This window comes from Ochrobactrum vermis (assembly GCF_002975205.1).
GTDB classification, from domain to species: Bacteria; Pseudomonadota; Alphaproteobacteria; order Rhizobiales; family Rhizobiaceae; genus Brucella; species Brucella vermis.
In genome coordinates, this window is sequence record NZ_PCOC01000001.1 from 1,701,788 (window position 1) to 1,726,828 (window position 25,041).

The window sequence follows — 25,041 nt, forward strand, 5'->3', positions numbered from 1 at the left end:
GCGCTTCCAAGATTCAGTTTCAACCGGAACCGCTCTGAGCAACTCACTTTCACAATCGCAAGGTTCAAGTGCCGCTTCGCGATAATGAGGGCATACGATCTTATTTGGTTGTCGGGTCCAGCTTGTCACGCAGCCAGTCACCGACAAAGCTGATCGACAGCGTCGTGAACATGATTACGAATGACGGCGCAAGCATGATCCACGGCGCACGGGTAAGATACTCACGGCCATAACCGACCATATTGCCAAGGCTGGTCATTGGCGGCTGCACGCCCAATCCCAGAAACGAAAGGCTGCTTTCGAGGAGAATAATTTCCGGAAATGTCAGCGTCATGGAAACAATCAGCGTCGAAGCAATATTCGGCAGGATATGCTTGAGATAAACACGTGACGGTGTTGCGCCGAGTTGGGTGACTGCTGCTGCATAGCCTTGCGCGTTCGCCGAAACAGCCAGTCCGCGTGCGATACGGGCATACCGTTCCCAGCCATAGAAGCCCATAAGGCAGGTCAAAAGCAGAAGTGAGCTACCGAAGAATGCAAGTACGGCAAGCGACAGGATCAGGAATGGCAGTGCTGCCTGAAAATCTGCCAGCATGACGACAACCTGCTCTACGGCACCTCGAAAATAGGCTGCCAGAAAGCCAAGCGTCGTGCCGAATACCGCCGAGATAATCGTTGCGCCGAAAGCAATGAGCAACGAAATGCGAATGGACTCGATCAGGCGTGAAAGCACATCACGTCCCAGCTCGTCGGTACCCAGCCAGTGCTGCGGATTTCCCGGCAGTGCGAGGCGGTTTTTCAAATCGAAAGCTGTGATGTTGTAGGGCTTTATCCAATCCCCAGTCATAGCAATCAGGATCATTGCCGCGATCCAGATAAAGCCGATGATGACCATAAGCGGAATGCGCGAACGACCCTTTTTCGGTTGCACTGAAACAGCGGCTGCATTGGCGGTTACATCCGTCATCGGTCCAACCTCACGCTTTGCCCTGCGTCTGACGCAGACGCGGATCGAGATAACCATAGAGAAGATCGACGATGAAATTGGAGATTACCATCGTCACTGCCACGAGCAGCAATATGCATTGCACGATAGCGAGATCGCGATTGGCGACGGAAACCACGAGCAATCTGCCCACCCCCGGCCAGGAAAAGAGTGATTCAACGACCACTGCACCTGCAATCAGCGACCCCACCATGAAACCCACGATGGTGACGATTGGAATAGCCGCGTTGGGTAGTGCGTGCCGCCAAACGACATTCCGCCAGGACACACCTTTTGCACTAGCTGTGCGAATATAAGGCTGCCCCAGAATCTCGATCATTGCGCTGCGGGAAAAACGCGCCAGTATCGCGGCGCCACCGAGCCCCATGGTGATTATGGGCAGAATGGCGTGCATCCAGCTATCCTGTCCGCCAGAGGGCAACCATCCCAGCGAAACCGAGAAGACCAGCACGAGAAGCAGCCCTAAAACGAAGCTTGGCAAAGTGAAGCCTATGACGGCGGTCGCCATGACTGCCCGGTCAATAGCGCTGTTGCGGTGCAGAGCAGCATAAATACCGGCGGGAATGCCCAGTCCAAGTTTGATCAGAAGTGCGGGTATCGTCAGTTGGAGGGTGGCCGGAATGCGTTCAACCACAAGTGCGATTGCCGATTGGCCGTCACGCATCGATATTCCAAGATCACCGCGTGCAATGGCTCCGAAATAACGCAGATATTGCTGCCAGAGTGGATCGTCGAGCCCCCAGTTCTTCCGGAAAGCGGCTATGGCTTCAGGTGGAGCGTCAGGTCCCATGATGATCTGGGCAGGGTCACCGGACATGCGCAAGACAACAAACGCGAATGTCACCACAAGAAGAATGGTCACAAACGCGCGAAACCCGCGAACCATCAAAAATCTAAGCATGAATGTCGTCCGTCTGCAGAGTTCCGGCAAAGTGGCAAGCCACTTTGCGTCCCGCTGGCATGTCGAGGAGTTCAGGTGTCTCGTTGCTGCAGCGCGGAGCGGCAAAACGACAGCGTGGATGAAAGGCACAGCCGTTGGGCCGTGCGGCAGGATTAGGCGGCTCCCCCTGCAGGATGATGCGGTCACTGAGAGGTATCCCCGCGACGGGGACACTGGACACGAGTGCCTGCGTATAGGGGTGAAACGGTCGGGCAAAAATTTCGTCCGAAGATGCCTCTTCTACGATACGGCCCAGATACATGACCGCGACACGATCCGCGATGTTACGCACCACCTTCAGATCATGGCTGATGAAAACCATGGCGATGCCTTCGCGCTCCTGCAAGTCCCGCAAGAGATTCACAACTTGCGCCTGAATGGAAACATCCAACGCCGACACAGGTTCGTCGCAGACAATGAGTTGCGGTTTACACGCGATGGCTCGAGCGATGACAACACGTTGACGCTGTCCGCCCGAAAGCTCGTGAGGGTAGCGCGAAGCCTGATCTGGACGAAGCCCGACCGCTCGCATCAGTTCCGCAACGCGCGCTTTCTGCTCAACTGGAGTTCCAATTCCATGAATCTCCAGCGGTTCGGCAATCTGGCGGCCAATCGGGAGTCGCCGGTCCAGAGCAGCCAGAGGATCCTGATAAACGAGCTGCATACGTGCTCGCAATGCGCGCCAGCTTGCAGTCTTTTGAGGCGGCAACGCCGAGCCTTCGAAAGTAACCTCTCCTTCGCTGGGATCTTCCAGACCGAGAAGCAAACGCCCCGTTGTGGACTTACCGGAACCGGATTCTCCAACAATTCCCAGAGTCGTCGCCGGAGCGACCGATATCGAGAGTCTGTCGACAGCGCGCACAGCAACCGGTTGTGCAAAAAAGCCCTTGCGCGACGTATAGGTTTTGACGAGGTCGCGAGCTTCGATGAGAGCGGCGGTCATTGTGCTATTGCCCTTGTGCCCGCCGGGATTGAAATATGACCGCCCATCGATGACGGCGAATGCGACGAGGCCGGATAGGGATGAAAACAGGCGACTGCACGTCCCTCACCGGCATCATCCTGCGGAACACCGAGCCTTGGGAGGCTACGCGCGCAGAGATCCGTTGCACTCAAACAGCGTGGAGAAAACGCACAGCCTGACGGAAGCTTGCCGGGCTCTGGCACCGTGCCATCGATAGGGATCAGACGACTGCGCCCACCGTTGAGACTGGGAATGGAGTCAAACAGGCCGTGCGTATAGGGATGGCGCGGAGCGGCAAAGAGCGCATCGGTCCGTGCCTGTTCGACAATGCAGCCGGCATACATGACGGAAACTCGTTCGCAAATTTGCGAAACAGCACCTAGATCATGGCTGATAAAGACCACGGCCATGCCGGTTTCGGCACGCAAGGCGGCCAGCAAATCGAGAATCTGAGCCTGAATCGTTGCATCAAGCGCCGTCGTGGGCTCGTCAGCGATAAGGATGTCGGGATTGCCTGCAAGCGCCATGGCGATCATCAAACGCTGGTTTTGACCACCGGAAAACTCGTGCGGATAATTATCAATACGGCGACGTGCATCGGGAATTCCAACCAGTTCCATCAACCGTAGGGCTTCTGCTCGGGCGGCCGCCCCCTTGATATGACGATGAAGCAGCACAGCCTCCTCGATCTGACGCCCAACCCGGATAACAGGGTTCAAGGAACTCGACGGATCCTGAAAGATCATCGCAATACGCCCACCGCGAATGTTTTCGAGCGTACCGCGCGACGCAGTCAGTAATTCTGTTCCCTCAAGGAGAGCGCTACCGGAGATCGACGCCTTCTTCGGCAGGAGGCCGAGCGCCGCAAGCCAGGTCACCGACTTGCCGCAGCCGGATTCACCGACAAGTCCCACGGCTTCGCCTCGTTCAATCGAGAGATCGATACCATGCAGAACCGGTACGCCATCAAAGGCTACCTTGAGATTGGAAATTTCGACCAGCGGCATCATGCAATCCTTCTGGTTCATTCACAGTCGCGGGGCTTGAAACCCCAAAGGAAAAGCGAGCCCGACTGAACCGGGCTCGCCTCTACGAATGGATCAGGCCCAGTTGTCTTTGCGGAAGTCCATTGCGAAAGCGGGCGCTGCCTTCCACTTCAGAGACTTCGGCTTGGCAGTGAAAGTCGCATTCTGATGCAGGACCGTGTAGGCAGGGTCTTCCCGTTCGCAGATTTCCAGCATCCGCTTGAATGCTTCCTTGCGCTTAGCATGATCGGTGCTGGTCTCCAGAATGACTGAGAGCTTGTTCGCTTCCTCATTCGTCCATTCGCCGACCTGCTGCTGCTGACCGTTCGGACCATGCTGGCTGACGATGGAAGAAACCGGATCATTGAACGGCGCGGAGTTGGACCAGTCACGCACGGCGCGGCCCGGGCTTTTTTCCAGAACCTGTTGCCAGTTTTCCTGCATCTGGATTTCGACGTTCAGGCCCACCTGGTTCCACATCTCCACGAGGACCTGCGCAGTCGGGGTCTGGTTGGTATAGTAATTGTTGAGCAGGCGGTAAGGGATTGCATCACCCTTGTAACCGGCTTCCTTCAGAAGCTGTTTGGCGAGATCCGGGTTATACTCCGGAACATTCCAGCCCTGAACGAACATATCGCCGTAGTAATCCCACTGAAGACCAGCCGGAACGACAGTACGACCGGCCCACAGCGAATCCACGATGGCCTGACGATCAATCGCATGGGTGAATGCGCGACGCACCAATGGATTTTCCAGCTGAGGATGGAACTTGTCGAACACGGTCAGACGATGGTTGAGGATCGTGCCGCCCTGAACTTCGAAAGCGTCATTCTTTTCGATGCCTTCGATCTGGTCTGGTGGAATATCGCAAGCAAACTGGTATTCGCCAGAGAGCAGACCATTGATGCGGGACGCAACTTCCGGCACTTCGATGAAGCGGATCTGCTTTAGCGGCGGACGCCCGCCCCAATATTCGTCGTGCGCTTCAAGCACCAGCATATTGTCCGGCTTGAACTCGACAACCTTGTAAGGTCCGGTGGTAACCGGCTTGCGCGCCCAGTCGAGATAGCTGGGGGATTCTTCCCAGCCGCGACGGCTCATGATCTGGCTGCCGTAACGCGAGATACGGCCTTCCATGGTTACGTCGGGTGTACCATTTTTGAAGCGCACCGTGTATTTGTCGACCACTTCGACACCCAGTAAGGCTGGCCACGAGCGGCGTGCAGTCGCGGGCACTTCAAGCGGCAACTCCTTGCTTTCACGACCGAGCGGGTTTTTCTCCGAGACGTAAATCGTCTTGCCTTCGGCTGGCTGCGTATCACCGAACATGCGTTCCTTGCCAAAAGTGAAGGCAACGTCTTCGGCGGTAATCTCGTCACCGTTGTGGAACTTCACACCCTGCCGGAGTTTCAGTTCAACGGTCTTGTCGTCGATGCGGGTCCATTCGGTCGCAAGACCTGGTACCGCTGAAAGACCACCCAGCCAGTCGCGGTCGATCAGTGCTTCCCAAAGGCTGGAGAAGAAAACACGTTCACCGACATTCGACTGTTCGCGAAGAACGTCGAGCGTATTGCTGTTCGCCACTTTCTGCACGGCAATGGTGATCGATGGGCGATTGTCAGCCTGTGCTATTGCAAAGCGCGGCAGGATGAGCGAGCCAGCGGCACCGGCTGAAAGGCCGAGCATCCCGCGTCGGGTCAGATTGATCATTTGGTTGCTCCTGAGATCAATGGTTGCGCGTTGTCAGCCCTTGCGGGCCAGATCTGTAATGGGTGAGTGTCCGGTCGGCATGAGACAGCCGCCACGACAGAGCCTTCTGGGCGTAGTCGCGAACGAGAGCCGCATAAGCGGGGTCTTCAGCCAGATTTTTGAATTCGTGCGGGTCTGTCTTCAGGTCGAAGAACAGCGGCGGCAGGGCCGCAAAATGCACATACTTGTAGTTTTCATCTTCGATCACACAGAGGCTGCAATCGTCCTGGGAAAGCTGGACCGAGTTCTGCGGCTGATCGTAGAATACGTCGCGAAAATCGAACTCGTAATGCAGTTCGGTACGCCAGTCGGTGGGTTTCCCCTCGCCCAGAAACGGCAGTAGCGAACGTCCGTCGCAGGCGCGTGGCGTTTCCCCGCCCAGCCATTCGAGGATGGTCGGCATAACATCGATGCTTTCGGAAAAGCTATCTTCGATCTGGCCAGCGTATCGGTTCTGTCCTGCATCCTTTATGACCAAAGGAATGCGGAAGCTCTCGTTATTATAACCGATCTTGCCGAGTAGATGATGATCGCCGAGCTGCTCGCCGTGGTCGCTGGTGAAGATGATTAGTGTGTCGTCCCACTGATCAGTTTCATCGAGATAAGCGAAGACCCGCCCCAGACAATCGTCGATTTCCGTGATCAGGCCACAATACGTGGCCCGCATCTGGCGAATCTCGCCCTCGTCCAGCGTTGCACCCGAACCTTCCGCTCCATGAAAGAACGAACCGCGCCTGATATGATCGATATAATGCTTCATAAGCGGATGCTGCGCCGCCTCGGCATCCGGATTGTCGGCGCGAACGGGCGCAGGCATATCTTCGGCCTTGTACATTGCATGATAAGGCGCGGAGGCGACAAACGGCGGATGCGGGCGATAATAGCCAAGATGCAGGAAGAAAGGCTTGCCGTCCCTTCCCTTCAAATATGTCAACGCGCGTTCCGTGAAGAATGTAGAATCCGAAAACTCCTTCGGGATCCTCGATGGCTTTTCGGTAGCACCGGGAACGGAATGCTCACCCTCCGGCAGCCAGATATCCTCGCGGTTCTCTGGCAGTTCAAAGCCGTTCTGTGCCACCCAGCCAAAATACCCATCCATATTGGGTTCAAATGCGCCAACCGAGCGAAACCCGTCCATGATATCACCAAGGACCGTAAAACGCGGATCTCTGGGAGAGGTCGCGCGTGGATCAGGCGTCGTCGTCGTGTAACCGATGAGTGCAGGATCATAGCCGATGGCGCGCAAGGCTTTGCCGAGGTTCAAATGGCGCTGATCGAGCGGAACCGTGTTCTGCACTGCCCGATGGTTCATCAGATAGAGGCCCGTAAGCAGGCTTGCCCTTGCAGGTCCACACGGCACACAGGTCGTGACGTGATTGCGGAAGGTCAGTCCTTCCCCGCAAATGCGATCAAGATTGGGAGTTTTGAGGAAGGGTTCGCGACCCTCCGCCCGCATCAGGTGGGGGATAAAATCTGCTCGCCATTGATCAACGACGATAAGCAGGACATTTTTTCTGGTCATGTTGGCCTCGTTATTTCCGAGGCTTACTAGGACCCTTATATATCAAGGGCATGACCCTTGTGTAATGTTTTGGTGAAGCTCTGATTACAGAAACGCCGGCCAGAGGCCGGCGTTTCACATAGATCAAAGGAATAGCCAATTATTCCGTCTTGGCTTCGATATCGACCTTGTCGAGCAGAGAGATCGGATCTTGCGATGCCGCTAACATCTCGAGAGCCCCAATGCCCTTTTCAGCTTTCGCCTTGACGGTGAGCTCGAAAATATTCGGCTTTGCGAAGAACGTAGAAAGCGTCGTCACAACATTCTGCAATTGTGGTTGATCCACTACCAGTTCCTGCAGAGCTGCCGCAGCAATCAGGGACATCGTGCTGCGCACTTCGTCTTCAGACATATTATTTTCTTCGGCATAAAGCTTAATGCCCTTGGCGATGAGACCTTTTTCCTCAACCTTCAGATTGACCTGCTGAGCCTTGAGCCCAAGCAGCGCTACCTGCATCATCACCTTGTCACCAGAGAAGAACTCCTTGGTGAAGCCACCCATCAAACCGGACATGGATACGGCACCCATATCTTTTCCGCTGATAGAAATGTCCTTGATAATCAGATTCTGGTTGGCTTCATCCCAGCTTGCCTCGAAGTTTGAGGACATGGTGAGACGATCATAGCCGAGCTTCCGAAGCTGCTGGTAGAATTCATCATCAGCTTGTGTCGGCACTTTGAGCGACATGTCCTCATAAGCGACGCGCACATCGGTCGGAATGCCGTTGTAAGGCTTGTTGAGAGCGACTTCATAGCTCTTCATGGCGAACTGAATGCGTTCAGGCAGCGAAGGAACCGACGATTCTTCGGCTGCGGCCTGATCTGTGTCGTCCGAGGTCTCCTCGTCTGCATCCACATCTTCAGACTTTTCATATGGCAGATCAGCGTCGATCCCCACGACCCGAAGCGTGCCGAATTCCGGAAGCATGGTCGTGAAAGGAAAGTTTTCAATTTCGTCGTCATTCAGCGACGCAAACTTTTTCAAAGCTTCAACGGAAGTCGCCCAGGAGAAGCCCTTCAAGGAAGCTTCCTCCATCTTCATGTAGTCCTGGCCTTCGGAGAACGCAAAACCTTTGATGGTGGCATCCATCTTCTGATTGTCGAAGGCAACTGCAATGCGTTCGATTCCGCCTTTGCCCTTCGATGCATCAGTCGGTTCTATCTTCATGCCAAGCATTTCGACATCGCCCTTGCCGATCGTGTCAAAGAGTGAACTCAACTGAAGAATAAGCTCACGCGTTTCTTCCGGTGAAAGTTCATTCGCTTTTTCGAGAGACTGGAGCTTTTCCAAGGTTTCGGTAAACGGTACGGCAGGCATACGAGCCGTGAAACCGTTGCTGCGAATTTCATCGTAGCTGAAGCTCGCATCCTTCGTCTTCATGACGATATTTTTCGCCGAAAACGGACCGTAGACCGGCTTTGCTTCCTTGTCGTCCGGGCCTGCCTTTTCGGTATAGAGACGGGCCAGGAAGACACCATCGATGTCTTTGCCTTCTGCGGCACCCATGGTGCCTGTCATCTTGTCCGTGACTTTTTCACCGTCTTCACCCGGCACTTCAATCGTGAAGTCGAATGCCGTGCCGCCGGCTGTATAACGAGTGACCTTACCGAGGTTGATATCTTCCAGTGCAACGTCCTTGTAGACGATGTTCTGTTCGTTATTCGCAACGGTCTGTACAACCTTGATTTCCTGAGCGGTCAGGCGCTTTGCCGAGAAACGACCAACGCGTTCCGGCAGCGTGAGGCCGCTATTGCCAAATGTGTCCTTCAGCATGGCGCCATCGAAATTAGCTTCTTCGATCGCTACGCTTGGAATGGAAATCTTGTAGTTTCCGATCTCCGTATCGATGCCAGACGCATTCAGCATACCTGTAAGGAACAGAAACTTGGGACGACCGTCAACCGAAGCAATACGGACGTTGGAACCATCCTTCAACGGCAACGTCACGTCGCGCAGATGAATACGTCCGAGAAAATCTGCCTCCACCGAAGAGGCCTTGCCGCCACGCTTTTCAAGCTGCGACGTAATGGTCTTCTCAAGTGTGATCTTGTATCCGGTCAAACCGGCGGCAGCGATAGCGATTACCGCAACAGCCGCCCACAGCGCCTTGCGTCCACCCTTGCGGGTTCCGTTCTTTGCCTGCTCCACGATGCTGGTCCTTTCAGCGCAAATTAAAACGGTGTCTGTGCAAGCCATTGCCTAGAACGAATTCGCAGACGAAAGGGAGGCTTCGACATTGCGTTAATACGACTAAAACAACTGCTTAAAACACACAGCCTGAATCGGTCAGGCAGACAAATGCTCTAACTACCTGAAATTGCAAGCGCAAGCAGGGCCGCAAAATTTTCTCACAATATTTTACAGTTTGCTCAAGCAATACTCGAACAAAGTAACGCGCAAAGCATTCATGATCTCGATGAAATATCTACGCAGCCATTTCACTACCGAACCGGTTACTGGTCAGCTCATTCAAACACACGGATACTACCAGCCGCTCAAAGTGGCTGATCGGGATGCGGAGATGAACCATAGGCTCCCAAAATGGATTGATCGAAGTTCACGATGGCGCCGGTCATCAAACCGGACTCTTCCGAGGCCAGAAATGCTATTGCGCGCGCGACTTCGGCTGGATCAATCAGCCTGCCGAAAGGCTGGCTCCGGGCCGCTTCATCGAGCCAGTTCTCCGGCGCATTGTGAAATTCGCGTTGGATGCGGTCTTCGCCGTCCGATGCCATCCAGCCGATATTCAGGCTATTGATGCGGATTCGATTACGCAGGACTGAATAGGCTACATTACGGGTCAGCGTGTCCAAGGCCCCTTTGGAAGCGCAATACGCTGCAATGAAGGGCTGACCGCCCATGGACGACATCGAAGAAATGTTGACGATCGTTCCCTCGACCTTCTCGCGACGAAACAGCTTTATCGCTTCTTGAATGAGGAAGAACGGCGCGCGCGTGTTCACCGCAAACAAACGGTCGAACAGTTCCGGACTTGTGTCCAGAATGGTGCCACGATCTGTCAAGCCAGCGGCGTTTACAAGAACATCAAGCTTTCCAAATGCACGGTCGGCTTCGATCATGATCTTGCGGCAGTCTTCCACCTTCTCAAGATCGGCCTGCACGAAAACGGCTTTGGTTCCAAAACTTGCCAACTGATCGACTTGCACCCGTCCTTTTTCAACGGAACGCCCGCATATCACGAGGCCTTCCACGCCCCTTTCTGCAAACAGTTTCGCGGTTGCTGCCCCAAGTCCCTGCGTGCTTCCGGTAATGACAGCAACTTTTCCGTTGAATTGTCCGTCCATTCTGCGCTCCGAAAATCCGGTCAAACCCTGCCGCCCAGTTCAGCGGTCAGGTCGGCAAGTTCCTGCCCACCCGCCATGAGGCTTTGTAATTCGTCCATGTCCACATCGTTTTTCGTACGCGTTCCAAGCGTCACACCGCGATTGAGAACCGTGAACTTGTCCCCGACCGCATGGGCGTGGCGAACATTGTGCGTGATGAAGATCACCCCCAACCCGCGCGAACGCACCAGATTGATGTATTTGAGAACCATCGCCGTTTGCCGCACACCCAGCGCAGAGGTCGGTTCATCGAGGATCAGTACTTTTGCGCCGAAATAAACGGCGCGGGCAATCGCCACACATTGGCGTTCACCACCGGAAAGCGTTCCGACAGCCTGCTGCGGATCACGGACATCGATCCCGATCTTGCGCATCTCTTCGCGCGTCACTTCTTCGGCCTGCTGTGTGTCGAACCAGCGGAACGGCCCGACACCTTTTGTCGGCTCGCGTCCGAGAAAGAAATTGCGCATGACCGACATCAGCGGGATCATCGCAAGATCCTGATAGACCGTAGCAATGCCATGATCGAGAGCATCGCGTGGGCTTTTGAAGGTGACCGGCTTTCCGTCGACCAGAAAGTCCCCGCTCGTCGGCCTGTGAACCCCGGAAAGCGTCTTGATCAGGGTCGATTTACCAGCGCCATTGTCGCCAAGCAGACAATGAACCTGTCCTGGTTCGACGCTCAATGAAACACCGTTCAGAGCAATGACCGGACCGAAATGTTTAACGAGATTGCGGACTTCGATGATGGGTGTCGTCATGGCAAACCTCCCTCTCAGCGCTCGCCCGTAGCGCGCTTGCGAATGAAATTGTTGAAGAGCACCGCGATGAGAAGCATCCCGCCAAGGAAGACCAGATACCAATCCTGGTCGATCTGGGTATAGGTCAGCCCAATCAGCACCATGCCAAAGATGATCGCGCCGAAGAATGCGCCAATTGCAGAACCATAGCCGCCGGTCAGCAGACAGCCGCCAATGACCGCAGCGATAATCGCCTCGAATTCCTTCTGGAAACCGCGACGCGCATCGGTTGAGCCGGCATCAAGAACGGTAAGGATAGCTACTAATGCCGCAGCCATGGCTGTGCACATGAACAACGTCGTCTTGACGCGACGCACGGGGACACCGGAATTGCGTGCAGCCAGAGCATCGCCGCCCGCTGCGAAAATCCAGTTGCCGAAGCGCGTGCGCACCAGCACATAGGTTGCAATAAGCGCGATGGCGATGAACCACAGAACTTCGACCGGCACGCCTTTTACCGAAGGCTCACCATTGGGGAATTTGTCAATCAGGTCATTTTCAGCCATCCAGGCGAAAAATCCCTGAAACGCATCGCCGGAAAAAAGCCCGGCAAGATAACTGCCTGCAACAGCTTCCTTGACACCGCGCAACTGTGTAGCGCCACCTGTCGCCCATTTCAGCCCGACCAGTGACAAGCCACGTAGAATGAACAGGAAAGCGAGCGTTACGATGAAGGATGGCAGCCCCGTCCGGATAACAATCTGGGCATTCACCACACCCACGAATGCAGCAAACAGCAAAGTGACGAGGATGGCGACACCGAGCGGCACCTGCCACACGACCAGAGCCGCAGCGAAGATTAGACCTGCAAAAGCCACCATCGACCCAATGGACAGATCGAACTCACCGCCGATCATGAGAAGCGCCGCAGCGACGGCCAGAATTCCAAGCTGCGAAGCGGGAGCCATGAAATTCATGATGCCGGCTGCGGTAAACATCGCGGGATTGGCAACTGAGACGAAAAAAATCGTAATAAGGATCAGGCCGGAAACCGCTCCCAATTCGGGCCTGCTCAGGAGCCGCTGCAATGGGCTTGCCGACTGCAATCGCTCATCCTTCGATAGCGCCGTCTTTTCGGTCTTTTGGTGGGGAAGTGGCTCACTCATGATCTTCTCCTGCTGCATTCTGGCAGCCTGCCCAAGGTTCAGGGCTGCTGGAGCGCATCTCGAAAAGTGTAAGCGGTCTTTCGGATCGGATGCGCATCAAAATCAATTCACTAGAGCATAAATACAGAGACCCGTTCCCGCCCATTTTCATGGGCGGGCTCAATGTCGTATGGTCGAAATTATGCTTAGCGGATACCCTTGGCCGAAAGTTCCACGACCTGCTTAGCCTTATCCTTGGTGATAAGGTTCGGGCCAGATGGAACATTGCCACCCGGCATCAGACCGTACTTCGCATTAAGCGCAAGGAACGATACCGGCAGATAGCCTTGCAGGAACTGCTGCTGGTCGATGGCGAAGTCTGCCTGTCCCTTTTCAACGGCCTCCAGGAAGCCAGCCGACATATCGAACGTCGCAACGTGGATTCCGCTGCGACCGCTCTCAGCAGCAGCTTTTACAGCAGGTTCACCTGCAAGTGTTGCATTGAGCGTCAGGATTGTGTCGACGCTAGCGTCAGATGCCAAGGCAGCACGAACCTTGGCTTCATTTTCGGCAGGATCGGTCGATGTCGGCAAAACCGTTACGTCACCGAAGCCTTCCTTGAAGCCTGCACAGCGTTGATCAAGCGAGACATTGCCGACTTCCTGATTGACGCAAATACCTTTCTTGCCGCCAGCATTCTTCAGCGCCTCACCAGCAACCTTACCAGCATCGAACTCGTCCTGACCGACATGCAGCAGAGCGCCGAGCTTCTTCGAGGCATCAGACCCGGAGTTCATGGAAATCACCGGAATACCGGCTGCTACAGCCCGCTGGATCGACGGTCCAAGCGCATCAGCATCTGGAATGGAAACCACAATGCCCTGCGGCTTCTGGTTGATCGCAGCGTCGATAAGCTGGGCCATCTGCACCATATCGAAGGTTTCCGGCGCGCGATAATCGACCTTCGCACCCGTATCCTTTGCCGCTTCGGCAACGCCATTCTTCACCACCGACCAGAACGGATCCGATGCCTGACCGTGGCTGACGACGACAATGTTAATATCGGCTGCATGGGCTGCGAAAGATGCAGCCAGCAACGCCACCCCGGCTACTGCCGACTTCAATAGAGATTGCATGTTCACTCCTCCCTGTCCGGCACTCCCCGCCGGTTTGCGTTAACGCTCTTACCTTCCGCCTGCAGCATCCCGGCGCTCCTCCAAGCGTATATTCCGTCACCGCATGCAGATCGTGATGCATTCAATAGAATGAAACATTCATAACAAAATATCGTGGAATTATAATTCCATTTCTGGTAGCTCATGTCAATCGCATAAGCTTTCGACGATATGCTTAATTCCCAAAGGAGTCGCGCGGCGCCAAACGCTTCGACCATCGTTTCTGGAGGAATAAACAATGGCTGATAACGCTGGGGTTGTGGTGGCAGGCTTGATCGGGTCCGGCTTCATGGGCAAGACGCACGCCCTTGCTCTTGCAAACGTCAACCGCGTCTTCGATTTACCGATCAACATCCAGCTTCACACATTGGCGGATGTGAATGCGGAAATAGCGACAAAAGCCGCAAAACAACTGGGATTTGCAAATGCCACCGGCGACTGGCGGGAATTGGCCACCAACCCAAACATCAATCTCGTAGACATCACCACGCCAAACCGTTTTCACAAGGAAATGGCACTCGCCGCCATTGAAGCAGGCAAACACGTGTATTGCGAAAAGCCACTTGCGCCGACCGCTGCCGAGTGCCTCGAAATGACGCTCGCGGCAGAAAAGAGGGGTATCCAAACAGCCGTCGGTTTCAACTATCTGAAGAACCCGATGATAAAACTGGCGAAGGAAATCATCGACAGCGGCGAGTTGGGCGAAATTCGCAATTTTCGCGGCATTCACGCCGAAGATTTCATGGCCGATGCCCGCATCCCTTGGACCTGGCGCCTCGACCCGGCAGGCGGTGGTGGAGCGCTAGCCGATATCGGCAGTCATATCATCGCCGCCGCGCGCTATCTCATTGGACCGATAGCAGCAGTTATGGGCGACTCCCTCACCATCATCAGCGAGCGCCCGGATAGTTTGAACCTTTCGCAGATGAAATACGTCGAAGTGGATGATGTCTGCCGTGCTTTCATACGTTTCGAAAATGGAGCGACCGGCACACTCGAGGCAAGCTGGATCGCCAGCGGCCGCAAAATGCAGCACGACTTTGAGATTTCAGGATCGAAAGGCTCTCTGTTCTTCTCGCAGGAGCGCTTCAATGAACTCGATCTGTTTCTCTTTTCCGACAAGAAGGGACAACAGGGCTTCCGCAAGATCTTCGCAGGTCCGGAACACGAACCCTATGGCGCATTCTGTGTGGCGGGTGGCCACCAGATTGGCTTCAACGATCTGAAGACGATTGAAGTCCGCGACTTCCTGCTTGCCATCGCCGGACAGAAAAACAAGCACGCCGATTTTCGCGAAGGTTACGAAGTTCAGAACACCGTGGAAACGATCTACGCCTCTTCCCGCGAGCGCCAGTGGAAAAATATCTAGCCTATACGTGAGGTCGGATGGACGATGAACTCGCCATCCACCATCATGATTTTCGCTCTTATGCCATAGACGTCGTGCAACAGTTGCGGCGTGAGCACTTCCGTCGGCTCACCATCCGCAACGATATGTCCCTTGTCGAGCAAAATAAGGCGTGTGCAATGCTGTGCCGCAAGACTTAACTCATGCAATGAGGCAACGACGGTCCTTCCCTCCTTTGCGAGTTCGGAGAAAATTTCCATCAATCCAAGCTGATGAGAAGGGTCAAGTCCGGCAACCGGCTCATCAGCGAGTATTACGGGCGTATCCTGCGCCAAGACGCGTGCAATCAGCACGCGCGCGCGTTCACCACCGGAAAGTTCTATCGCCGCCCTGTCCCGAAATCGCGCGACGTCCATACGCTGCATCGCAGTCTCGATAAGCGCTTCATCTTGCGCACTCAAGGTCGCAAAAACCGGCTTCAGAGCGGAGCGGCCCAACGAAACAAGTATTTCGACCGATACCGGCCAAGCAACATCGCGATCCTGCGGTAGATATGCGAGGTTCTGCGCTTTCGTCGAAGCGCTCATCTGGCGCAAATCATCCCCATCGAGGACAATTTCCCCTCTGGATGCTACAAGTCCCAGAATGGCGCGCAACAATGTCGTCTTCCCGGCGCCGTTAGGCCCGATCAGCCCGATGAATTCACCACCACTAATTTTGAAACTCGCACCGCCAAGCGCTGCCTTCCCGCCGAGCGTAACCGAAAGATCATGTGCCGAAAGCAATGTCATACGAGCTGCCTCCGATATTTGAACACCAGCCAAAGGAAGAATGGCGCGCCTATAATTGCCGTCAGGACCCCCAGTTTCAGCTCACGTCCCGGCATGACGATACGTACCAATACGTCAGCGGCCAGCAACAGGGCAGCTCCACCGAAACCACTAGCAACCAGCAATCGTGATGGACGCGCACCGACTAGCGGACGCAGAAGGTGAGGAACCACCAACCCTACGAAACCGATTGCACCCGCAACGGCGGTGGAGGCTCCCACACATGCCGCTGTACCAAGCACAGCAAAAAGCTGCACGCGAACCAGATTAACGCCCATAGTGGCCGCGGCATCCGCGCCGAGTGTCAAACTGTCGAGAGACCGTCCGAGTGCCAGAAGCATCGCCCAGCCAATCAGGATGAATGGTGCAGAGAGAGCCACATGCGTCATCGATCTGTCTGCCAATGATCCCAGCATCCAGAAGACGATCTCCATTGCGGCAAACGGGTTGGGCGACAGGTTGAGCGCCAGTGCCGTAAATGCGCCAGCGAGACTTGTCACCGCAACACCTGCCAGTATGACGGCGAGCGTGCCGGCATTGCGCCCTGCGAGAAGCTTGACGAGAAAAACCGACACGAAGGCTCCTGCCAGTGCGAGCAGCGGCAAAGCCAGAGGAAACAGAAGCGACAGACCGCTATAGATAGCAATGACAGCGCCGAATGACGCGGATGCGCTTACACCCAGCAGACCAGGTTCGGCGAGCGGGTTGCGCAGGTACCCCTGCAGAGCAGCACCAGACAATCCAAGTGAACCTCCGATGAGAAGCGCAAGCAATGCCCGAGGCAAACGGATTTCGCGCATGACCAGTACAATCATTTCGCTTTCATCGCCGAAAAGCGCCTTGAGGCTGTCGGCCATACTGATCGCAGCCGGTCCAGTCAGCAACGAAACAATGAAAAGCAAAGCCACAAGCATAGCCAGTCCGGCAAGCAGGAGATAGAAGCGCTTCCGTTCAGTCACGCGCGGCCTCCGCAAGTTCGGCCACAGCTTCGACGCTGAATGGACCGCCGCAAACCGTCAGATTATCCGCTATCGTCACTGGCCTCGCCTGTTTTTCAAGCGCCCGCAACGCCGGATGTTGAAAATTCTCGAAAGCCAGCGCGGGGGCACGATCTCTTGAACTGCGCACCAGAATATCCGGCTTTTCGAGCAGCAGCTTTTCCAAGGGTAACGGAGCGGAACCACTGACGCCCACCCTATCGGCCAGATTATCAAGTCCGGCAAGGCGTACAGCCTGATCGACCAGCGTTCCCCGGCCAGATGTGTAACTGTTGGCAAAATAAAGCGCGACCGTCTTGCGGCGGGACGGAGGCCGAATTGCCGCCAAAGCAGCTTTCATTTGATCGACTTCCCAGTTCGCTTCCGCCTGTCTTCCAAGCAACTCACCCATGCGCCGCAGATGGGCTTCTATATCGTTGAACGAACGGGCGGGTGCGAACTCTTCCACACGGACACCCAGTCTGCGCAACAGCCCCACCGTTGCCCTCGACGAGAATGTTCCCGCCAGCACAAGATCAGGTTTCATCAGAAAAACTTCCTCTGCCTGCACATGGTTGACCGGAACCTTACGGGCTTTAGCAGCCATGACGGACAGTTCCGGGTCCAGCGACAGATAGGAAACCGACTGCAACTGCCCCTTGTCTGCCAGTAGCAATGCGAGCTGATCGGTACATACATTGATGGAAACGACCCGTTGGGGGATTTCCGCTGCGTCTGCTGAATTTCGAACAAAAAGGGCCAGCCCAACCGCAAGGCAGAAGCTGGTGATCCATTGTACGGATGCCCTTTTCATTCTCTGTTCAGCCTCAGAAATTCCGGGTCAACCCGATATTGATGGTGCGTCCCGGTGCAATATAGCCAGAGCTGGTCTGATAATCCTTGTCAAAGATGTTCTCGACAGAGAACTTCAATTGCGATTGCTTGTCGATGGAATAGAGCGCGACGAAATCAGCCGTCACATAGTCGCCAAGTTTCTTTTTGTTAGCAGCATCAGCATAGCGCGAACCGCCATAGATCAATCTTGCGGTAAGATCGAGCTTCTCAATTGGTGTGAAATTGACCTCAGCTGCGGCCTTGAAACGTTCGCGATAGGGAAGATCGTTTCCTGTGGCTTCATCAATAGGCCGTTTAAGGTCCACTAAACCTTTGACACCCCACTGTTCGTTGAAGCGGTGATCAAGCGTCGCTTCAAACCCAGTTATGTGAGCTCGATCAACGTTTACTGGCAACCACAGATGTGTTTGCTCGTCCTCTCTCCAGCTAATACCCTGCCTTAACCGGGTGTCGTAGAATGCCATATCCAGACTGGTGCCGGAACTTATCCGCCAATTCAATCCCAGTTCATAAGAGCCCGATTTCTCGGGTTTCAGATCCGGATTTCCCGACAAGGGATAGTAGAGATCATTGAACGTAGGCGCGCGGAAACCGGTAGCGTAAGAAGACCGCAGCACCAGATCGGGCAGGATTTCATAGCTCACACCAAGATTATAGGTGGCGACATCGCCAAATTGGCTATTGTGGTCATAACGCAGCCCGCCATCGAAACGCAGCGCCTCGTATTCGAGCGAATACTGTCCGAATATGGCCGCCAGATCGCGGCTGTTTTCACCATACGAAACGGTGGTGTTGATCTCCTCGCGATAGGCTTCCACGCCAGCGGTCACGGTGTGACTGACCTTGCCCGTATCGAAACTCTTTTCGGTCGAGGCAAAGACACCATAACGCTTGGTTTCAAACCGATCGGATCTACTCACGCCCTTGCGGAAGTTACGGCTGCTGTCGATGCCGGCGCTGAACTCCAGCGTGGACGACCTATCCGCCGTATGATCGACGCGCGTTCCGATCTTGCCCGTAAATGCTGTGCTGTCAGCCTGATCCGGTGACGGCGCTTTGGCGTCATACTGGTTGCGCCCCCGGCTGAAGAGACCGTCCGCATAGATTTTACCCCAGTCGAAATCCTTCGACAGGGCAAAGTTGAAAGAGCCCTGCAAAAACCCGTCGCGATCCGGTTCATGCCCATAGGCTTCAGGCGTAGTGAAATCATACCCTTGCGTACCGGTTATAGCTGCGCCAAAAGCATAGTCGACACCGGCGTTGCTGCGTCCCTGAATGGACCCCGAAGCATATCCTCCCCAAGGATGGCTGACGCCAGTAGAGAGACTGCCGCACCAGGAACGCTCACCACAGGCTCCGCCCTGTTTCGTAATGATGTTGACCACCCCGCCCATGGCATCAGCCCCATATTGTGCAGAATGAGCCCCCTTGGCGATTTCAATGCGCTCGATAGAGGTTAGAGGAATATTGGAAAGCGCGGTCGAGCCATTCGTTGCCGACGCCGTACGCACGCCATTGACCAGAACGACTGTTTGATCAGAAGACATTCCACGAATAAAAATTCCGGCGGAAGAACCCTGCCCACCATTCGCCTTTATGGAAATACCGCTATAGGACTTCAGCAGCGACTGCAGATCGGAAGCAGCCGACCGCTCGATGTCCGCTGAATCGATGACAGTCACCGACGAGGTCGAGCGCTGCAGCGAAGATGCGCGACGCAATGGCGTGACCACGATTGTATCAAGGACCACGCTGCCATCGCCATCTGGCAGACTTTGAGCAACCGTCGTGGACGGCAGCGCAAGAACGCTGGCCGATACGAGCAGAACCGATGATTTTAAAAGGTGCATTTTCCCTCAACCCGCCGAACCGGAGACCGATAAACGGCATTTCCTCTCACCGCAGGTTGAAGCAATGGCGGCGTTAAACGCCCTTCTTCCCGACGGCAACATTGCAACAATGTCACCGCCACGGGCAGCCGCGCCTGAACACACCCCGTGTCCATGCATAGGTGACCGGATACGGCAGGTCTCCTGACTTCCGGGTCATCGCTTTCCCTCCGCCTTCCCGAGTGCATCGAATGCTCTCAGTGGCTTTCACCGCTCGCACGGTTATGGAAGATCGCTCTCCGGTTACAGTTGCGGGGGCAGTCGCGGCATCAGCCGGAATGGCTTCACCGTGTTCCCTTTTCATCCGCCTGAACAGCGGAACCGTTTCCTGATGAATGCGATAGCAACATGGTTAAGGATTCGCAACTCTACTAAAGCGCTATCCCGCAGAGAAAACTGAATCACATTCGCAAGGAATGGATTCAGCCTCATGATTTCAAAGGTTTTTCCTATCGCAGAAATGCACGGAAACGCTGCAGCGCGAAATAGAACAGCACAGAACCAATGACGATCAGTGCCATAAATTGCGGCCAGACGACGCCCAGCCCTGCTCCGCGAAACAGGATAGATTGCGCCAATATGACGAAATGCGTATTCGGTGCGGCCAGCATGATTGTCTGGATGATCTCGGGCATGCTTTCACGGGGCGTTGTTCCACCTGAAAGCACCTGCAACGGCAGAAGCACCAGCATCAGCAGCATTCCGAACTGCGGCATGGAACCAGCCGCCGTTGCCAGAAAGATACCAAGGCTAGTCGTTGCAAAAAGCTGGAGTGCTGCACCAACCAGAAACAGCGATACCGACCCATAGATCGGTACGGCAAGTAGCCCTTGCACCACGAAGACCAGCGCAAAAGCCGAAGCAACCAGCACGACGAGCCCCATGGACCATATCTTGCTGACCATGATTTCAACCGGCGTTACCGGCATCACCAGCAGATGTTCTATGGTTCCATGTTCGCGTTCTCGAATGAGGGCTGCACCTGTCAGGATGATCGACAGCATCGTAACCGATGAAATCACGTTATTGATTGCACCGAACCAGCCCTTGTTCAGATCCTGATTGAATCTCGCTCTGAGATTGAGTTCGACAGGCGCTTGTGCGCTACCGCGATAGCGATTGAGAAATTCGCTCACCTCACTCGACACAATCGACTGCACATAACCGCCCCCGGTAAAGGCCTGGCTCATCCGGGTTGCATCAACATTGAGCTGGATTGTCGGCGAACGGCCTGCCAGAAGATCACGCTGGAAATTCGGCGGTATGTTCAACGCAAACGTATCGAGCCCTTCATCCATCCGGGCATCCATTTCGTAGGACGAAATCAGCTTCGGAGGCACGAAATATGGCGGATAGAATGCCGTCGTTATCCGGCTGGAAACCGGCGATTGATCTTCGTCGACAATCGCTATTGCCGCATTGTTGAGAGTTTCAGGCATTGCCTTTGATGCCGTATAGATCGCAAGCGTAAAGGCATAAACGATCAGGATCAGCAGCATCGGATCACGCGCGAGACCGCGCAATTCCTTCACGCCAAGCTGGAATATGTTGGATATCCGCATCTTAGCTCGCCTGTTTCTTGAGAAGAGCAATCGCAAGCGCCATGAGCACCGGCACCGCGATCAGCAAGGGTAAAAACGAACTTGCAAGATCGGCAAACCCCAGCGCCTTGGAAAAAACTCCACGCGAGATCGTCACAAAATAGGTGGCGGGATAGATTTTGCCTATAAAGGCGCCCGCCCCTTGCAGCGACGACACAGGGTCAATGATACCGGAGTACTGTACAGCCGGAATGAGCGTTAGAAGTGCCGTTCCGAAGATTGCTGCGATCTGGCTGTTCATGAAAGTGGACAGAACCAGTCCCATGCCGGTCGCGATCGTCACATAGAGCAGCGCCGCCAGCGCATAAGTAGGAAAGCTTCCCGTAAACGGCACCCGGAAAATAAACACCGCAAAGGCTGTCAGCATCAGGAAATTAAGAAATGCCAGCCCGATATAGGGCAATTGCTTGCCGAACAGAAACTCGAATTTCGTCACCGGCGTCACGTAAAAATTGATGATCGATCCCAGCTCCTTTTCGCGAACCACGCTCAGCACCGCCAGCATTGCGGGAATCATGAGCAGCAGCAACGGAATGACAGCCGGCACCATAGCCACAAGGCTTTGCACGTCGGGGTTATAGCGGTAGCGTATCTCCAGATTGAAACTGCCGACATTCGCCGCACTGCCATAAAGCTCGCGGGCTTTCTGCGTCAGCCAGTTGGCATGCATGCCCTGAACATAGCCTTTGATCGTCTCTGCACGGGTGGGCATCGCGCCGTCAATCCAGGCAGCTACTTCTACCGGACGTCCACGCATAAGATCTGCGCCGAAATTCGGCGGTATCTCAATAGCCAGACTGATCTCGCCATCACGCATCCGTCTGTCAAGATCGTTGTAGTCGGTTATCGGAGCCTGTTCGGAAAAATAGCGCGAACCCGCAATCTGCTGCGTATAGTCACGGCTGATCGTCGTATCGTCACGATCGAGCACAGCAAATTTCAGATCCTCGACATCCATATTGATGCCATAGCCAATGACGAACATCAGGATGACACTACCGAGAATAGCGAGCGTTGCCCGGATCGGGTCACGCTTCAGTTCCAGAGCCTCGCGCCGGGTATAGGCCAGCATCCGCCGCAAGTCCGGCAACCAGCCTGGCGTTTTCTTTGTGTGTGTTTCGCTTGCCTCTGCCGTTTGTTCTGGGAGAACCGCAGGCGATGGCGCCGACCGTTCGGCCTCGCCGATTGCATCCTGAAGATAGGCGACGAAAGCCTCCTCGAGGGTTTCGGCGTGGCGACTTTCGGTAATCGCCTTCGGCGTATCGCTTATCAGCACCTTGCCGGCATGCATCAGCGAAATCCGGTCGCAAAGTTCCGCTTCATTCATGAAATGGGTAGAAACGAAGATCGTAACGTTATCTTTGCGGGACAGATCGGCGAGAATTTGCCAGAACGCATCCCGAGCGACCGGGTCGACACCCGATGTCGGCTCATCAAGAATGAGAATATCAGGCGAGTGAATCAGAGCCACGGCCAGCGACAGGCGCTGGCGAATACCAAGCGGCAAGGCGTCGGGCAAGGAGTCCACAACCTCTGTGAGATCAAAGCGTTCGGTCAGCTCCTTGATGCGGCGTTCGGTCAGATCCTGCGCCATATCGAACAGTTTGGCGTGAAGTTCCAGATTTTGGCGGACGGTCAATTCCGAATAGAGCGAAAATGCCTGTGACATGTATCCGACATGACGGCGTATATCGATATCCTTGGGATCCACCTCGCGCCCGAACAGCCGCGCCGTTCCCTCGCTGGCAGGCAACAACCCTGTCAGAACCTTCATGGTCGTGGTCTTGCCGCAACCGTTTGAACCAAGAAAACCGAAGATTTCGCCACGCGGGATACGAAAACTCACATCATTCACCGCAGTGAAATTGCCAAAACGGACGGTGACGTGTTCTGCCTCAATCGCGATTTCATAATTGGCGCCGAAATCGCGGTGCGGAATTTCGATCTCCTGATGACCCTTTCGTAATTCCTCTGGCAGGAGCGCGATAAAGGCAGCATCCAGATTTGGCGTGTCGGTTCGCTGCAGCAATTCCTGCGGTGTACCTGTCGCCAGAATCTGCCCGTCATTCATGGCGACCAGCCAGTCGAACCGCTCAGCTTCTTCCATATAGGCCGTGGCGACGATGACGCTCATTCCGGGACGGTCTTTGCGGATGTCGTCGATCAGCTCCCAGAACTGACGTCGAGACAGCGGATCGACGCCAGTTGTCGGCTCGTCGAGAATAAGCAGATCGGGATCATGGATCAGCGAGCAGCAGAGACTTGTCTTCTGTTTCATACCGCCGGAAAGTTTACCGGCCGGACGGTCCGCGAAGGACGACATGCCCGTGCGGGCCAGAAGATCGGCAATACGGCGCTCACGCTCTTTCCGGTTATGTCCGAACAACCGTCCGAAAAAATCAATATTTTCGAACACCGAAAGCGTCGGATAGAGATTCTTTCCGAGCCCCTGTGGCATATAGGCGATACGGGGATAAGCGGACTGAAGATGACGCTTATCAGAAATGTCGCCACCAAGGACCTCGATGCGGCCCTGCTGCATCGTCCGTGCCCCGGCCACCAACGACAAGAAACTTGATTTCCCGACCCCATCTGGCCCGATCAGACCCACCATGCAACCGGCGGGAATATCAAGGTTGACCTCCCGAAGAGCACGTGTTTTCCCGTAGGACAGCCCTACGCCTTGCGCCCGGACGACAAAGCTGTCGTCATTGGCGCCAGCTTTGACAGGAACATCATTCATTTCACGGTTTCCGCAAGATTCTTCGGCCATTCGGCATTGGGATCAAGCTTGACGTAGGCCATGCCCGGCAATCCCGTTTTCACTTGCTGGATATATTTTTGAAGCAGTTCCTGCGGAATCTTCGCCTTGACCCGGAACATCAGCTTCTGGCGTTCTTCCTCCGTTTCAACAGTCTTCGGCGTAAACTGGGCCACATCAGCCACAAAGCTGATCTTCGCAGGAATGACATATTGCGGCGCAGCATCAAGTACGATCCGGGCGTCCGCACCCATGGCCACCCGCCCGGCCTGTGCCGTCGGCAGGAAGAAGGCCATGTAAACGTCGCTGACATCTACGAGATTGAGCACCCGCCCACCTGCGGAAAGCACTTCGCCCGGTTGGGCAACACGATACTGAACGCGTCCCGGCTTGGGCGCCCTCAAGGTGGCGTCATTGATATCTGCTTCTATGCTTGCGATTGCCGCCTTGGCGGCTTCGACTGATGCTTCGGCATCCACGACCTGCGCCTTGGCGGCGCCTATGGCTGCCTCCGTGGCTGCAAGCTGTGCCTTGGCTGCACTGACAGCCGCTTCCGCCCCCTGCGCCGTTGCGCGGTCATCGTCCAGAACCTGTTGCGAAACGGTGCGCGATTGCGTCAACTGCTGGGATCGGGCCAGGCGACGCTGAGCAGCATCCAGTTGCGCTTCGCGCTGTGCCACAGTCGCGTCTGCAGCCGTGTGCTCGGCTTCCCGCTGCGTGACAAGGCTACGTGCGGTCTCGATACCGATCTCCGCCCGGCGCAATTGCGCTTCTGCCTGTTTACGCTGGCTTTCCAGCTGATCCGTATCCATACGCGCAAGGATGTCATTTTCCTGCACGAAATCGCCCTCATCCGCGAGAATTTCGCGAATGCGCCCCGGACTCTTCGTCGAAATGTCGATTTCAACCGCCTCTATACGCCCATTGCCTTTGGCAATACCGTCCGGCAATCCATCGCCGTTCAGCGTATTCCAGGCATAATATCCGCCTGCGGCAAGGACGATAATCGCTCCAGCCAGTATCCATTGTTTACGGTTGAAAGCCATAATGAAACACCCTCATTGCCATCATCGTCACAACGCCGTCTTCAAACGAAGCACCGGCAAGCGGTCGCTGCCTGCAAGGGTTTT

The 25,041-nt window shown here is 55.1% G+C and carries 19 protein-coding genes and 1 riboswitch; of the genes, 1 reads left to right on the forward strand and 18 read right to left on the reverse strand.

Annotated elements, in window-relative coordinates; translation table 11 throughout:
• Positions 1 to 100: 100 nt before the first annotated feature.
• The 11 genes from CQZ93_RS08465 to CQZ93_RS08515 all read right to left on the reverse strand — a co-directional run bounded on the left by CQZ93_RS08465 (position 101) and on the right by CQZ93_RS08515 (position 13,611).
• The gene (locus CQZ93_RS08465) at positions 101 to 967 is read right to left on the reverse strand and encodes an ABC transporter permease (protein WP_105542171.1); all 867 of its coding nucleotides are present in this window, start codon (positions 965 to 967) and stop codon (positions 101 to 103) included.
• A 10-nt stretch (positions 968 to 977) separates the two neighbouring features.
• A complete protein-coding gene (locus tag CQZ93_RS08470) occupies positions 978 to 1,907 on the reverse strand; it encodes an ABC transporter permease (protein WP_105542172.1) in 930 nt (309 codons plus the stop codon).
• Entirely contained in the window at positions 1,900 to 2,889 is a 990-nt protein-coding gene (locus CQZ93_RS08475; protein WP_105542173.1) for an ABC transporter ATP-binding protein, read from the reverse strand. The genes CQZ93_RS08470 and CQZ93_RS08475 overlap by 8 nt, the downstream gene beginning before the upstream one ends.
• Positions 2,886 to 3,920 carry an ABC transporter ATP-binding protein gene (locus CQZ93_RS08480; RefSeq protein ID WP_105543236.1) on the reverse strand — a complete coding sequence of 345 codons (1,035 nt, stop codon included), beginning with the start codon at positions 3,918 to 3,920 and terminating at the stop codon, positions 2,886 to 2,888. The genes CQZ93_RS08475 and CQZ93_RS08480 overlap by 4 nt, the downstream gene beginning before the upstream one ends.
• 90 nt (positions 3,921 to 4,010) lie before the next feature.
• Positions 4,011 to 5,645 carry an ABC transporter substrate-binding protein gene (locus CQZ93_RS08485; protein WP_105542174.1) on the reverse strand — a complete coding sequence of 545 codons (1,635 nt, stop codon included), beginning with the start codon at positions 5,643 to 5,645 and terminating at the stop codon, positions 4,011 to 4,013.
• A 16-nt stretch (positions 5,646 to 5,661) separates the two neighbouring features.
• A complete protein-coding gene (pehA, locus tag CQZ93_RS08490) occupies positions 5,662 to 7,206 on the reverse strand; it encodes a phosphoric/sulfuric ester hydrolase PehA (RefSeq protein WP_105542175.1) in 1,545 nt (514 codons plus the stop codon).
• 139 nt (positions 7,207 to 7,345) lie between these two features.
• Complete coding sequence (locus CQZ93_RS08495; RefSeq protein WP_105542176.1) at positions 7,346 to 9,394, reverse strand: aq_1923 C-terminal domain; 2,049 nt, start codon at positions 9,392 to 9,394, stop codon at positions 7,346 to 7,348.
• A gap of 347 nt (positions 9,395 to 9,741) precedes the next feature.
• Complete coding sequence (locus CQZ93_RS08500; RefSeq protein WP_105542177.1) at positions 9,742 to 10,551, reverse strand: SDR family oxidoreductase; 810 nt, start codon at positions 10,549 to 10,551, stop codon at positions 9,742 to 9,744.
• Between the two features lie 20 nt (positions 10,552 to 10,571).
• Complete coding sequence (locus CQZ93_RS08505) at positions 10,572 to 11,351, reverse strand: ATP-binding cassette domain-containing protein (protein ID WP_105542178.1); 780 nt, start codon at positions 11,349 to 11,351, stop codon at positions 10,572 to 10,574.
• Positions 11,352 to 11,365: 14 nt separating this feature from the next.
• Complete coding sequence (locus CQZ93_RS08510) at positions 11,366 to 12,496, reverse strand: ABC transporter permease (protein ID WP_105542179.1); 1,131 nt, start codon at positions 12,494 to 12,496, stop codon at positions 11,366 to 11,368.
• Between the two features lie 185 nt (positions 12,497 to 12,681).
• Complete coding sequence (locus tag CQZ93_RS08515) at positions 12,682 to 13,611, reverse strand: sugar ABC transporter substrate-binding protein (protein ID WP_105542180.1); 930 nt, start codon at positions 13,609 to 13,611, stop codon at positions 12,682 to 12,684.
• 277 nt (positions 13,612 to 13,888) lie between these two features.
• Between CQZ93_RS08515 and CQZ93_RS08525 the strand changes: the two genes are divergently transcribed.
• Positions 13,889 to 15,019 carry a Gfo/Idh/MocA family protein gene (locus tag CQZ93_RS08525; RefSeq protein ID WP_105542182.1) on the forward strand — a complete coding sequence of 377 codons (1,131 nt, stop codon included), beginning with the start codon at positions 13,889 to 13,891 and terminating at the stop codon, positions 15,017 to 15,019.
• On the opposite strand, the gene CQZ93_RS08530 is transcribed toward CQZ93_RS08525, so the two are convergent.
• The 7 genes from CQZ93_RS08530 to CQZ93_RS08560 all read right to left on the reverse strand — a co-directional run bounded on the left by CQZ93_RS08530 (position 15,016) and on the right by CQZ93_RS08560 (position 24,957).
• Complete coding sequence (locus CQZ93_RS08530) at positions 15,016 to 15,789, reverse strand: ABC transporter ATP-binding protein (RefSeq protein ID WP_105542183.1); 774 nt, start codon at positions 15,787 to 15,789, stop codon at positions 15,016 to 15,018. The genes CQZ93_RS08525 and CQZ93_RS08530 overlap by 4 nt on opposite strands.
• Complete coding sequence (locus CQZ93_RS08535) at positions 15,786 to 16,787, reverse strand: FecCD family ABC transporter permease (protein WP_105542184.1); 1,002 nt, start codon at positions 16,785 to 16,787, stop codon at positions 15,786 to 15,788. Before CQZ93_RS08535 ends, CQZ93_RS08530 begins: the two co-directional genes overlap by 4 nt.
• On the reverse strand, positions 16,780 to 17,619 hold the full coding sequence (locus CQZ93_RS08540) for an ABC transporter substrate-binding protein (RefSeq protein WP_105542185.1): 840 nt from the start codon (positions 17,617 to 17,619) through the stop codon (positions 16,780 to 16,782). The genes CQZ93_RS08535 and CQZ93_RS08540 overlap by 8 nt, the downstream gene beginning before the upstream one ends.
• Before the next feature lie 13 nt (positions 17,620 to 17,632).
• Positions 17,633 to 19,510 (reverse strand): TonB-dependent receptor domain-containing protein, encoded by a 1,878-nt coding sequence (locus CQZ93_RS08545; RefSeq protein ID WP_105542186.1) that lies wholly within the window; start codon positions 19,508 to 19,510, stop codon positions 17,633 to 17,635.
• A 156-nt stretch (positions 19,511 to 19,666) separates the two neighbouring features.
• Positions 19,667 to 19,890: riboswitch (cobalamin riboswitch) on the reverse strand.
• A 108-nt stretch (positions 19,891 to 19,998) separates the two neighbouring features.
• Entirely contained in the window at positions 19,999 to 21,111 is a 1,113-nt protein-coding gene (locus tag CQZ93_RS08550) for an ABC transporter permease (RefSeq protein ID WP_105542187.1), read from the reverse strand.
• Position 21,112: 1 nt separating this feature from the next.
• Positions 21,113 to 23,893, reverse strand: a complete 2,781-nt coding sequence (gene rbbA, locus CQZ93_RS08555) for a ribosome-associated ATPase/putative transporter RbbA (RefSeq protein WP_105542188.1) — start codon at positions 23,891 to 23,893, stop codon at positions 21,113 to 21,115.
• Positions 23,890 to 24,957: an HlyD family secretion protein gene (locus CQZ93_RS08560; protein ID WP_105542189.1), complete on the reverse strand. Its 1,068-nt coding sequence runs from the start codon at positions 24,955 to 24,957 to the stop codon at positions 23,890 to 23,892. The genes rbbA and CQZ93_RS08560 overlap by 4 nt, the downstream gene beginning before the upstream one ends.
• Positions 24,958 to 25,041: the final 84 nt, after the last annotated feature.